Genomic DNA, 12,906 nt, shown 5'->3' with positions numbered 1-12,906 from the left:
GTCGCACGACTCGACCAGCGCGGTCGGCCCGGGGAGGTCGCGGGCGAAGCGCTCGGCCCGTGCCACGGCTCCGGGCCGCACGGCGAGGACCACGCGGTCACCCGCGCGTGCCGCGACCCGCGCGGCAGCGGAGCCGACCTGCCCCAGCCCGAGCACGACCGACACCCCGCCGCCCTCGGTCCGCTCGGGCGCCGGGACGGGCGGGAAGTCGCGTCGCCACCAGCGCTTGCCCCGCAGGACCAGCAGCGGCTCGGCCTGCCACGTGCTCGCCTCGCGCGCGGCGGTGGCGAGCGCGGGCTCGGCCGTCGACGGCAGGTCCAGCACCCGCGCTCGCAGCGTCGGGAACTCGGCGGCCAGCACGCGGGCGAGTCCGGTGATCGAGGCGACGACCAGGTCACCGGACCCGGTGTCCGTCACCGCGTGCGCGCCCCGCGTCAGCACGACGGCGTCCACAGCGGACGCCGGCCGGTCGTCGGCGCCCCAGAGCGCGGCCAGCGCCGTGAGCGCGTCGTAGCCGCGCCGCGCCGGCTCATCGTCTGCAAGCCCCCAGGCGCAGACGAGCAGCACGCGCCCCTCGCCGCGCCACACGGTCGCGCCCAGGTCAACCGGGACGGCTTGCGGGACAACGGCTTCGGCGTTGATTCGGACGACCTCGCCGTGCGCCGCGCGCAGGTGCGCCGCCAGCCGGTCGCCGGTGTCGTCGGCGTCGGCCAACAGCACCACCCGGGCAGGCTCGGGCCGGTCCGCGGGGCTGTTGTCAGGCGTCCACTCGTGCCAGGTTGCCCGGTGGTAGCTGACGGCCGCGGGGTCGGCGGACCGGGCGGGCTCGGGCTCGCGCGGCACGGGCCAGTGGGGTTGGGGCTGGTAGCCGGCGTCGGCCAGCGTGGGCGACGCGGTGGTCCGCGCACGCGGCGCCCAGTGGTTCTCCTCAAGGATGACGTGCGCGTTGGTGCCGCCGATGCCGAAGCTGCTCACCGCCGCACGGCGCGGGCCGGGCCCGTCCGGCCACGGCTGGGCCGTGGCCGGGACGGCGAACGTGGTGCTCTCGATCCCCAGGTCGGCCGGGGGTGTGCGGTGGTTCGCCGTGCCTGGCAGGGTCTTCTCACGCAACGCCAGCGCGGCGCGGACCAGGCCGACCACGCCCGCCGCCACGTCGAGGTGCCCGATCGCGCCCTTGACCGAGGCGAGGACGCACCGCGGCCCCTCGGTCGGGCGGGCGACGTAGACCTCGCGCAGCGCCTGGAACTCCACGCGGTCGCCGAGCGGGGTGCCGGTGCCGTGGGTCTCCACGTAGCCGATGTCGGCCGGGTCGAGGCCCGCCCGCTCCATCGCCGCGCGCACGACCTCCGCCTGCCCGGCCACGCTCGGGGCGGCGTACCCGATCTTGCGCGACCCGTCGTTGTTGACGGCGCTGCCCCGCAGCACGGCGTGGATGTGGCAGCCGTCCGCGAGCGCGTCCTCCAGCCGCCGCAGCACCACGACCCCGGCGCCGTCGCCCATGACCGTGCCGTTGGCGGCGGCGTCGAACGGCCTGCACACGCCGTCGGCGCTGTGGATGCCGCGCGGCTCGAACCGCCAGCCGGGGGTGTGCGGCAGCACCACCGACACCCCGCCCGCGAGCGCCTGGTCGGCGTCGAACTCCAACAGCGACTGCACGGCCAGGTGCACCGCGACGAGGGACGACGAGCACGCCGTCTGGACCGTCAGGCACGGTCCCTGCAGTCCGAGCCGGTACGCGGTCGTGGTGGCTGCGAAGTCCTTGTCCACCCCACTGTCGAACTCCACCGCGCTGACCCGGGTGGTGGACTGGCCGAGCAGTTCCCGGTAGCCGCTGTAGTTGACGCCCGCGAAGACCGCCGTCCGCGCGCGGTCCCCGCTCTCCCCCGCGTCCGCGAGCGCTTCCCACGAGCATTCGAGGAGCAGCCGGTGCTGGGGGTCGAGCAGGAGGGCGTCGCGCGGGGACATCCCGAAGAAGCCGGGGTCGAAGTCGGCTGTCGCGGGCAGCTCGCCGCGGGCCCGCAGCAGCGCCCCGTCCGCGTCGGTGTGCCGCGTCACCGACACGGTCCCCGCGAGGGTGTTCGCCCAGAACGCGCCGACGCCTGCCGCGCCGGGTGTGCGGACGGCCATGCCCACGACGGCGATCGCGTCCGGCGGGACGGCGGTCACGACACGGACCCGTTCGCCGCCCGGCGCCGTCGCAGGTGCTGCTCACGGCGCTGCCTGCGCTCGTCGTCCGCCCGGTGCCCGGCCGTCTGGTGGGTGCCCCCGTCGAGGAATGCGGCCAACGCGCGGACGGTCGGGTGCGCCAGGCAGTCCGTCGAGGTCACAACGACACCCGATTCCTGCAACGTGGTGACGAGGGCGAGCAGGGCGAGGGAGTCGCCGCCCGCGTCGGCGAAGTTCTGTTCCAGGCCCGCGGGCGGCGTGCCGAGCACGGCGGTCCAGGCCGCGAGGACAAGCCGTTCGGCAGCGGTGTGCTCCGCCGCGGTGTGCCCGGCACCAGCACGCCTGGCCGCGGGGTGCGCGGCCGCAGGCCCACTGTCCGCGGGCGTGCCGACGCGGTCGGCGAGGGCGCGGCGGTCGAGTTTGCCGTGCGCGGTCACGGGCAGCGCTTCCACGGCGGCCACCGACTCGGGGACCAGGTGGCGGGGCAGCGCCGCGGTGAGTGCGGCGCGCAGGCCCGGTGTCGGGTCGGTGGCCGCGGCGGGCACGACAAACCCGTGCAGACGCTGCGTCCCGTCCGGCCCGGGGACAGCGACCACCGCGGCGGCGGCGACGTCCGCCGAGGCTGCCAGCGCGGCCTCGACCTCGGTGAGGTCGACCCGGATGCCGTTGACCTTCACCTCGTCGTCCAGCCGTCCCAGCACTTCCAGCCTGCCGGTGGCGCTGAGCCTGCCCGCGTCGCCGGTGCGGTAGTAGCGACCCGCGGGCAGACCGCCGCCCGTGACCGCGACGAAGCGGGCCGCCGTCGCCGCGGGATCGCCCAGGTAGCCGTCGGCCAGGCTGGCCCCGCCGATCCACACTTCGCCGGTCTCTCCCGCCGGGACCGGGGCGCCCGTCGCGTCGACCACGTGGATGGTGGAGTTCGACAGCGGCGGCCCCACCGAGACGTCCGCGCCGGGGCCGGGCTCGTCGTGGAACTCGATGGTGGAGGTGATGCCCGCCTCGGTCACGCCGTACACGTGCGCGATGGGCAGCCCCAGCGCCAGCGACCGCTCGACCAGGTCCACCCCGGCCTGCTCGCCGCCCACCAGCAGCAGGCGCAGCCGGGCGGGCAGCGGCGCGCCGGTCGCCCCCACGTGGCGGACCAGCAGCCGCCAGTACACGGTGGTCAGCTCCGCGACGGTGACCCCGCGCCGCTCGATGTCGGCGAGCAGACCGCGCGGGTCCTCTGGGGTCTCGGGTGCGAGCACCACCGCGCCGCCGACCGCCCAGATCGGCAGCAGCTCCTCGAAAACGACGTCGAAGGTCAGCGGCGCGAGCTGGAGGAACCGGTCGTCGGGGCCGAGGCGGGTGGCCTCGGCGAAGGCGTCGCAGTATGCGGCGAGTGGCCCGTGCGCCAGGGCGACCGGCTTCGGCCGCCCGGTCGAGCCGGACGTGTGCATCACGTACGCGAGGCCGGGTTCGCGGCGCGCGGGGGCGCCGCGCAGTCGGAGCCCGTCCCCCGCCGTGTCGTCGTCTTCGACGAGCAGGCCCGCCCCGACATGGCCCGCCACGTCCGCGACGTAGGCGTCGGGGGCCGACGCGCTCAGCGGCACGGGTATCGCCCCCGTCAGCCAGCAGCCCAGCAGCGCCACGCAGAACCGGCGGCGGTCGCCGGTGCGCAGGCCCACGAGGTGCCCCGTGGTCACGCCGGCTTCGGCGAGTCTGGCGGCGAAGGCACGCGCCTCGCCGTCGAGCGCCGCGTAGCTGGTCTCGACCGCGTCCACCGCGACGAGAGCTGGGCGGTCCGGGAAGCGCTCCACCGAACGCCACCACATGTCCGGGAACTCGACCACCGCGGCTCAGCCTTCCCCAGCGCGCAGCGCGGCGGACAGCGCGTCGAGCCCGCGGCGCAGGTCGGCGGGCCTGCCGCCGAAGCCGACGCGCACGTGTCCCGGTACGCCGAAGCACTCGCCGGGCACGACGAGCACGCCGTGCTCGCGCATCAGGCGATGACAGAACGGTCTCGTGTCGGCCATCCCGGTCAGGGCGGGGAAGAGCAGCACGCCCGCCTGGGGCAGGTCGGCCGAGACGAGCCCGTCGTGCGCGGCCAGCCACTCGCGCACGGTCTCGCGGTTCTCGCGGGCCATGCCCAGCCGCGGCGCCAGCAGCCGCTCCGGCATGCGCAGCGCCCGCTCGGCGATGAACTCGACCACGGGCGACAGGGCGAGCGTCGTGTAGTCGCGGACCTGCACCGCCCGCCGGACCACCTCGGGCGGGACGATGCCCCACCCGACGCGCAGCCCGGGCAGGCCGAACGACTTCGACATGGTGCCGAAGCTCAGCCCGCGCTCGTACATCGTGGACACAGCCGGCAGCGGCGGGGCGTCGTAGGCGAGGTCTTCGAAGGCGCCGTCCCAGAACAGGTAGCACCCATTGCGATCGGCGATCTCGACCAGCTCGCGCTGCTCGGCGTGGGTGAGGGTGACGCCGCACGGGTTGTGCGGGAAGTTGACGATGATCATCTTCACTCGCGGCGTGACCAGCCTCCGCAGCTCGGCCAGGTCCGGCCGGAACCGGTTCTCGGGCCGCAGCGGCCAACTCGTCACCCGGCAGCCGATGGCCCTGACCGTGGCGACCAGCGTGTGGTACGCCGGATCCACGACCACCACCTCGTCGCCCGCGGCGAGCGTGGCGGCCATCACCAGCAGTTGCGCCTCGGTGGATCCATTGCCTACCAGGACGCGCCCGCTGTCGGTGATTCCCGCGCGCTCGGCCACGAGGTCGCGCAGCACGTCGGCGCCTGCGGACCTGCTGTCGCGCAACGAGATCCCGGCGAATTCCCGCGGGTCGACCGCCAGCAGGTCGAGCGCCTCGCCGAGCCCGTAGGGCTCCGCCCCACTGGAGCTGATGTCGGCCTTCGCCTCGAAGTAGTAGTCCCGCAGCCAGTCCTCCAGCGGCGCGGGCTCGAACAGCAGGTTCATCCCAGCACCTGGCTCAACAGGTGCGGCCGGTCCGTACGGGACTTGCGCAGGTCGCGGGTGACGCACACGCGCTTGAGCCAGCGGTCAGTGCCGTCGTAGCGGGCGGGGAACGGCTTGCGGCCGTGCGCCACCTTGTAGTTGTCCAGGAAGCAGAAGTCGCCCGGCCGCAGCACGACCTCGCGCAGCTGCGCCTCGATGGCGTCGGTGAACCGCTCCAGGACGGCGCCGGCCGTCACGTCCGCCGGGTCGGCGACGCCCCAGAAGGAGCGGTCCACCCGCATGTACGGCCGGTCCGGGTCGCCCCACAGCAGCGGGATGGACGGAGCGTCGGTGAACATCCGCTCCACCGCGCCGAAGTCGACCCCGGGGGCCGAGTTGTGCTGCGGCAGGTGCGAGTTGTCCGGCAGGATTCGGAACCGCGGCTCGAACAGCACGGCGACGTCCTCATCGGACAGCCGCAGGTGGTCGGCGGTGGCGATGGTCGTAGGCGTGTCGGTCGGGTTGCGCAGGCAGGCCAGCACCACCCAGTCGGGTCGGTGCGGGTGGAAGGCGTCCTCCGTGTGCCAGTCCAGCAGCACGTCTGCCGCCGAGCCGAGTTGCTGGCCCTCGTTGACCTTGATCGGCAGCACATCGTGCACCATCCGGCCGTCCTGCTGGGTGGCCCAGCCGAACACGTCGCCCAGCAGGGCCCCGTACAGCACGAGCAGCAAGTCCTGGTCCAGGGTCGGCGACGGGGTGCCGAGCTGGTTCCAGTGGCTCGGCGTCGGCCCGACCACGGTGTCGTCCACCCGGTGGCCCGTGATCACCGTGAACCCCGGCTCCTCCCGCCGGAACCGGTTGAGGTGGTCCTGCACGCGCCGGGGCAGCCTGCGGGCGTGCACCGGCGCGTCGAGCAAGAACTCCGGCTCCTCCGCGCTGGCGAAGTCGTCGCGGAGCTCGGCCAGCAGACCGGAGATCTCCTCGGCTTCCTGTTGGTTCAGCGAGAGCATGCTTCCCTACTTCCGTTCCCTGTGTCCGACGGCGGGCGCACCGCTTCCGCGCGCCTCGCCTGCTTCGTTGCCTGCCGAACGCGACGGGCCGTCGCCCGGCGCTGCCCCCTCCCAGCCGCGCCCCGCATCGCCGGGCCCGCAGCGGTGGCGGGTCCGGCGACGCCGGCGCGCTCAGGCGGAGTGGAAGAAGGCGTATTCGCCGTCGTAGTCGACGATGTCGTCGAGGGACAGCGTCGAACGCTGCCCGCGCAGGTACGCCGACACCGCCGCCAGCTTGGCCTGCCATGCCTCGGGCGTCAGCGCGCCGCCCTGCGCCTTCAGCGCCGGGTTGGCGTCGTGCGCGTCGGCCATCGTCGCGGCCATGTAGACGTGCGGCTTGACCACCGCCTCGGAGCACAGGAACAGCGAGACCGCGGGAGTGGCCGTCGCCACCTTCGCGTCGAACTCCACGTCGTGGATCACGTCGCACGGCAGGTAGTAGCTGTCCCCCGCGGTCAGTTCGACGCTCTTCTCCAGGGTGGAGAGCTCGCACGTCGCGCGGTACTGGTGCTCCGGCCACACGCCGTCGACGTGCTCGAGGCGGACGCCGTCGTAGCGGCCCTCGCAGCCCGGGGTCGCGGAGGCTTGGGCGTAGATGGACTGGCGCATGACGCCGGTGCTCACCATCGAGGCGAAGTCGAATGGGTGCGAGTGCGGCGGCTCGACGATGACGCCTTCCTCTATGCGGGCTCCCGACGAAAAGCCCTTCGCATTCGGGTTGGGCTGCCAGATGTGCATGCTCAGTCCCCACACCGCGGCCGGAGGGTTTTCGCCCATCAATTCCAGCACGCCCGGTTCCGGGGTTACCGTGGCCTCGGTCGGCTCGAATCCGGAGAACAGCAACAGCGTCTGTCCCGCCCAGCCGTACACGGCATGCTTGCGCGCATTGCGGGAAAAGCGCGTCAATTCCTCGTCGGCGGTGCCCGGGCGCTCGGCGGAGTCGCGCATCATGTCGAGGAATGTCGCCAGCGCCTCGGCCTCGCCGAGGGTGCGGACGAAGGTATTCATCGCCGCGAGGCGCCCCGCGCCGCGCGGCAGCGCGCGGATGTCGTCCAGCACGTCCCGGATCGCGCCGATCGGGTCGACGCTCGCGCGATCCCCGCGCCAGCCTGCCAGGATCGCGGTGAGGGCCTGTTCCGTGCGCTCGTCGGGGGACAGGCTGGTCATCGTGTCGCGAATCGCGACGAGGGACTGGCCGTCAACACTCACGGCGGGACATTCGGGCAAGTGGGGCGAACCCCAATCCTCGCTGCTCACCGACTCCATAAACCCCTCCTGTACGGCGACCGTGTGCCGGAGCGGCACACAGAGGTGAGAAATTGTCGACGGCGCCCCCGGCCAAGCAGTTCAGTATCGGCGCGCCAATTCGTGGATAACCGAGGCGGCGAGCCACCTGGATTGCGCGAGCATTTCGGCGGGTGGCGAATCGTCATGAAACACCCGAAGGCAGGCGGCGGAACGTAGCAACCGGGGCGTCGGCTCCACCCACCGCCGCGGTGAGGACCGCTCGGGCCACCGCGGCGATCCGAGTCAGGTGGTCCACGGCCTCGGGCGAGCCCGGGACACGCAGCCGCAGCGTGAACCCGTCCGGGCTGACCGTGGAGACGGCCCACAGACCCGGCCGGGCGCTGCTGGACACGATGTCCACCTCGGTCGCCTCGACCCCGCCGAACGACAGCGACGCCTGCTCCTGGCAGTCCACGAACGCCCACGGGTGCCAGCCCGGCAACTCCAGGCCCGGCAGCTGCTGCATCAGGTTGAACGGCAGCCGCGCCTCGTCGAGCGCGGTGTAGACGCCTGCTTTGATGGCTGCCAACGCCTCGCCCAATGCGGCGTCTCGGTCGAACCGGGCGCGCAGCGGCACGATGTTGGCGAGCCACGCGATGACGTCGAGCTCGTCGGCGCTCGACCGCCCGACGTAGGGCGAGAGCACAGTGACGTCGCCCTCCTCGGAGATCGCGTCGAGCGCGATCACGACCGCTGACACGGTGAGCAGGTAAGGCGTGAGCCCGTGCCGCGCGCAGGCCGACCGGAGATCGGCCGCCGACAACGTGACCGCGGCCAGCGCCGCGTTGCCGCGGTCGCCGCAGGCGAACGGCGCGACTGGCCGGGCCAGCGCCTCGGCCAGCGGCCGGTCCTGGAACACCCCGGCCCAGTGGGCGCGGCCCGCGTCGGCCTCGGCTGAGGCGAGGAAGTCGCGTTGGCGCTCGGCGCAGGCGAACGGGTCGCCCACCACCGGCGCCAGCGGCTCACCGCGGTACACCGCCGCGATCTCACGGGTCAGCAGCCCGATGCTGTAGCCGTCGGCGCAGGCGTGGTCGACCGCGACGCCGAACACCACGCCGTCGCGCAGCCGCACCACGAAGCCGCGCCCGACAGGGCCCGCAAGCAGGTCGAACGGCATGTCGACCAGCTCGTCCACGCGGGCCTCCCACAGGTGGTGGTCGGCCAGCTCCGCGTCGACCTCCTCCAGCAGCACCTCGCACGGCGTGTCGACCGCGGTTTGCCGCAGCTCGGCCGGGTCGTCGGCGATCAGCCTGGTGCGCAAGCCGATGTGGCGGTCGAACACGGTGCGGATGGCCCGCACCAGCCGTGGGGCGATCACATCGCCCTCGATCCGGTAAACCACAGCGGCGTTGAAGGACAGGTCGCCGCCGAGGTAGCCCGCGTAGCGGCGTCGCTGGTTCTCCAGGACGGGATAAGTTCTCACGCCACGCCCCCGACATGGGCCGGGTCGGCCGTCCGCGCTGGGTCCGGCTCGGTCGGGCGCGTGCGGATGGCCCACCGCACCACCGGGCCGGTGGCAATCGCCAGCACCAGGAACAGCGCGGCGAAGGCGATCCAGCCGCCGGGGACGTACGCGAGCGCGGCCGCCGTCATCGCCGCGGGGCCTGCGATCAGCGTGAGGTCGGCGCCCCACCCGTAGACGGCGAGGTACTCGCCGCGCCGGTCGGCGGGGCTGAGCCCGTAGGACAACGCCCACGACGCCGCGGAGGACAGCATCTCGCCGAAGGTCAGCACGACAACCGCGGCGACGACGAGCGCGATCGTGGCCAGCGGCGAGGTGTAGGCGGTGGCCCCCACGACCGCGCAGCCGAGCGCGATGAGCAGCCCGGCCCGGCGCTGCCCGCGCGCACCGGTCGGGACGTCGTCGATGCTCTGCGTGCTCCACACCTGCAGGAATGTCACCATCACCATGTTGACCAGCAAACTGGCCGAGATCAGCCAGGCGGGCGCGTGGACACCCTGCAGGATCCACAGCGGCAGGACGACGGTGAGCAGGATGTCGCTGGTCAGGAACAGGCCTGCGAGCACCGACGCGGCGATGAACGGCGCGTCGGTCAACGCGGCTCGTCCCGAGCGCGCGCTCTTGCCGGGGCGGGTGTCGACGGCGGGCAGGCGGAGCAGCACCGCGGACACGACCGCGAAGGCCACCGCGTTGATCACCACCAGCGCGATGAGGGCTCCCGGTGACCGGAGGCCCGCGAGCACGCCCGAGCCGGCCGCGCCGATGGCGAAGCCGATGTTGAGCACCGAGCGGAGATAGCCGTTGGCCCGGATGCGGTACTCGGCCGGGATGGCCTCGCCCAGGTACCGGCCGCGGCCGAGCATGCCCAGGGCGGCCGCGACCGCGACGGCGGACATCGCCGCCACGAACGGCCAGAACCCGCGCAGGAACGGGTAGGCGCCGAAGAGCACGGCCTGGCAGACGCTGCCGAGCAGCCACGCGCGGTGCCCCCCGACGCGGTCCGCGAGCCTGCCCAGCGGGATCTGCAGCGCGAACGCCACCAGCGCGGCGATCGACATGCCCAGGGCCACATCCGTGCCTGGAAGTCCCACGTAGGCGGTGAAGAAGATGACGCTGCCCGCGCTGTAGAACCCCGATCCCAGCGCGTAGACCACGGTGATCGCCAGCAGCGCCCTCGGCAGCCCATGGGGCAGGCGCAGGGTGGCCAGCAGCCCCTCCCTCTTTCGCTCGGCTCGCCCGCTCATCGCGTCCCGCCCGTCAGCTCGTCGTATTCCACGCAGGTCGCCGCGGCCCGCCGCACGGCGTCGAGCCGGTCCGGCACCGCGGCCAGGTCCGGCGCCTCCATCCAGACCGTGAAGATCCACTCGCGGGTGCCCCGGCGCCAGTCGACGACGTGCCCCGGCCGGACCGGGCGGTCCACCGCCCACACCCCGTCCAGGCCGCGGAAGTGCGACGGCCCCGCGACCGACTTCACCGCGACCCGCCGCGTCGGTGGCAGCACTGACCACATGAACACCGGGTGCGGCACCACGACCGGCGGTCGGCCGGGGCCGCCGGGCCCGAACGAGCCGAGCGCGACTTCGAGCACGAGTCGCGCGGGGTCGAAGCCGGGGGCGCGGCGCAGCAGTCTGCCGAGGTCACCCGCGAGCCTGCCGTTGGCCTCGATCACCACCGGCCCGTCGGGGGTCAGCATGATCTCCGTGTGCACGACGCCGTGCCGGACGCCAAGGGCCGCGATGGCCCGCGCGGCGACGTCGCGCACGGCGTCCTGGTCTGCCGCGGGCAGCGCTGAGGGCACCATGTCGCCCGTCTCGCGGAAAGGCGGCGTGCGGGGAAGCTTGTCAGTGATCATGTAGTGCCACAGCTCGCCGTCGACCACCGCGGTCTCCACTGAGCAGCACTCGCCCAGCCACTCGCGGCCCGGCGCCGCGGGCCGGCCGACGAGCAACCGCTCCACCACCCAGCGGTCGCTCGGGACGGCGGACGCGGCGAGGTCCGCGGTAAGCGCGGGCACATCCGACGGGCTGTCGCAGCGATAGGTGTCGCGGCTCGACTGGCCGGCGTCCGGCTTGACCACCACAGGCGGGCCGACCGCCGCGACCGCGGCGGCCAACTCGGCCAGATCGGTGAGCGGGCGCTGTCGGACTGAGCCGACGCCCGCCGCGTTGAGCCGCGTGCGCTGCGCCGACTTACTGGTCAGGACGGCGGCTGTGGCGGGAGAGTGGAACGGCAGCCCCAGTGCCGCGGCCAACCGCGCCGCTGCGGGGAGCATGGTCTCGCTGTAGGTGGCGACGCCTGCCACCGAGCCCGCCACCGCGGCCACCACGTCGGCCGCGGCCTGGTGGGCCAGGTCGTGGACGGGGCCGATCTCGGCGAGCAGGTCGGCGGCGCGGGCGCTGTGCTCGTCGCGGGTGTCCACGGCGAATACCAGGTCGGCCACGCCCGCGGCGGCTGCGGCGATGTCGGTCGGTCCAGCCGACCCCAGCCCGTAGACGACCAGGACCTCAGGCATGGGCCACCGCCCCAGGGAGGAAGGTGGCCAGGGTGGCGATGCGGTGCTCTCGCCCCGGGGCGGGCAGGGCGGCGCGGTCGGTCTTGCCGCTGCTGGTGAGCGGGACCTCGCGCAGGGGCACGACGTAGCTGGGCACCATGTACTCCGGGAGTCGGGCGCGCAGGTGTGTGCGCAAGTGGGCGACCGCGACCGGTTCGGTGACGACGACGTACGCGGCCAACGCGCTCGCCGGGCCGATGTCATCGCGCAGCGACACGACCGCGTGCGCTACCGCGGGGTGTGCGCTGAGCACAGCCTCGATCTCGCCGAGTTCGACGCGCAGACCGCGCAGCTTCACCTGGTGGTCCGCGCGGCCCAGGTACTCGAGGTACCCGTCGGGGCTCCAGCGGGCGAGGTCGCCGGTGCGGTAGGCGGTGCGGCCGTCGGGGCCGGGCGCGAACGCCGCGGCGGTCAGGTCGGGCCGCCCGAGGTAGCCGCGCGCCACGCAGATGCCGCCGAGCAACAGCTCACCCGATTGCCCCGGCGGGCAGGGCGCGCCGGTGTCGTCCACGACGAACGCGGTGACGCCGTCGATCGGCCTGCCGATGGGCACGGCCGCACCGGGCTCCGGTCGCCTGCACTCCCACGCTGTCACCTCGATCGAGGCCTCCGTCGGCCCGTACAAATTGTGCAGCCGCGCGGGGTGCGCCGTGGTGAACCGGTTGGCCAGCGCCGAGGTCAGCGCCTCGCCGCTGCAGAAGACCTGCCGGAGCGACGTGCACCGGGCCAGCCCCGGCTCCCGCAGGAACGGCTCCAGCATGGACGGGACGAAGTGCATGGTGGTCACCCCTTCCGCGATCACGAGGTCCACCAGGTGCTCGGGGTCGCGGTGCGCGCCGGGCGCGCACAGCAGCAGCCGCGCCCCGACCGTGAGCGGCCAGAAGAACTCCCACACCGAGACGTCGAAGGTGTACGGGGTCTTCTGCAGCACTACGTCGTCGGCGCCCAGCTCGTACGTCCGCTGGCCCCAGCGCAGCCGGTTGACCACGCCGCGGTGCGGCACGGCGACGCCCTTGGGGTGGCCGGTGGATCCGGAGGTGTAGATCACGTACACCAGCGACGTGTCGTCCGCGGTCGCCCCCGCCGCGCGCGGGGGGACGGGGGGCAGGCAAGCGGCGGTGAGGTCGGTGACTCGCCGGGCCCCGGCGGCGTGCAGCGCGGCGTGGTGCTCGGGGTCGGCGAGGACCGCGATCGGCTCGCTCTCAGCGAGGATGTGGGCCAGCCGGGCGGTGGGGTGCTCCGCGTCGAGCGGCAGGTAGGCGCAGTCCGCCAGCAGGATGCCCAGCATCGCCGTGACGAGCGGGACCGAGCGCTCCGCGCACAGCGCTACCACCGTGTCCGGGGCCGCGCCCGCCGCGCGTAAGCGGGCCGCGACCGCTTCCGCGCCGCTGAGCAGTTCCGCGTAGGTGATCGAGCCGTGCGGGTCGGTGACGGCGACCCGGTCGGGCGTCG

At 73.8% G+C, this 12,906-nt stretch carries 9 protein-coding genes; all 9 read right to left on the bottom strand.

The features are described from left to right. A partial coding sequence (locus VIW71_RS18125) for a beta-ketoacyl synthase N-terminal-like domain-containing protein (RefSeq protein ID WP_331623383.1) occupies window positions 1-2,166 on the bottom strand: 2,166 nt, incomplete at its 3' end. Then, window positions 2,163-3,998, bottom strand: a complete 1,836-nt coding sequence (locus VIW71_RS18120) for an amino acid adenylation domain-containing protein (protein ID WP_331623382.1) — start codon at window positions 3,996-3,998, stop codon at window positions 2,163-2,165. The genes VIW71_RS18125 and VIW71_RS18120, both read right to left, overlap by 4 nt. A 6-nt stretch (window positions 3,999-4,004) precedes the next feature. Then, window positions 4,005-5,126, bottom strand: coding sequence for a capreomycidine synthase (vioD, locus tag VIW71_RS18115; protein ID WP_331623381.1), 1,122 nt, complete (start codon window positions 5,124-5,126; stop codon window positions 4,005-4,007). After that, window positions 5,123-6,115 carry a guanitoxin biosynthesis L-enduracididine beta-hydroxylase GntD gene (gntD, locus tag VIW71_RS18110; protein ID WP_331623380.1) on the bottom strand — a complete coding sequence of 331 codons (993 nt, stop codon included), beginning with the start codon at window positions 6,113-6,115 and terminating at the stop codon, window positions 5,123-5,125. The genes vioD and gntD overlap by 4 nt, the downstream gene beginning before the upstream one ends. A gap of 171 nt (window positions 6,116-6,286) precedes the next feature. Next, a complete protein-coding gene (locus tag VIW71_RS18105) occupies window positions 6,287-7,420 on the bottom strand; it encodes a hypothetical protein (RefSeq protein WP_331623379.1) in 1,134 nt (377 codons plus the stop codon). Between the two features lie 163 nt (window positions 7,421-7,583). Next, the gene (locus VIW71_RS18100; protein WP_331623378.1) at window positions 7,584-8,864 is read right to left on the bottom strand and encodes a condensation domain-containing protein; all 1,281 of its coding nucleotides are present in this window, start codon (window positions 8,862-8,864) and stop codon (window positions 7,584-7,586) included. Then, window positions 8,861-10,147 carry an MFS transporter gene (locus VIW71_RS18095; protein ID WP_331623377.1) on the bottom strand — a complete coding sequence of 429 codons (1,287 nt, stop codon included), beginning with the start codon at window positions 10,145-10,147 and terminating at the stop codon, window positions 8,861-8,863. The genes VIW71_RS18100 and VIW71_RS18095 overlap by 4 nt, the downstream gene beginning before the upstream one ends. Beyond that, window positions 10,144-11,415 carry an ATP-grasp domain-containing protein gene (locus VIW71_RS18090; protein WP_331623376.1) on the bottom strand — a complete coding sequence of 424 codons (1,272 nt, stop codon included), beginning with the start codon at window positions 11,413-11,415 and terminating at the stop codon, window positions 10,144-10,146. Before VIW71_RS18090 ends, VIW71_RS18095 begins: the two co-directional genes overlap by 4 nt. After that, a partial coding sequence (locus VIW71_RS18085; RefSeq protein WP_331623375.1) for an amino acid adenylation domain-containing protein occupies window positions 11,408-12,906 on the bottom strand: 1,499 nt, incomplete at its 5' end. The genes VIW71_RS18090 and VIW71_RS18085, both read right to left, overlap by 8 nt.

The sequence above is a fragment of the Streptomyces sp. genome (assembly GCF_036524955.1).
Lineage (GTDB): Bacteria > Actinomycetota > Actinomycetes > Streptomycetales > Streptomycetaceae > Actinacidiphila.
This window is presented reverse-complemented; position numbering and strand designations above follow the sequence as displayed.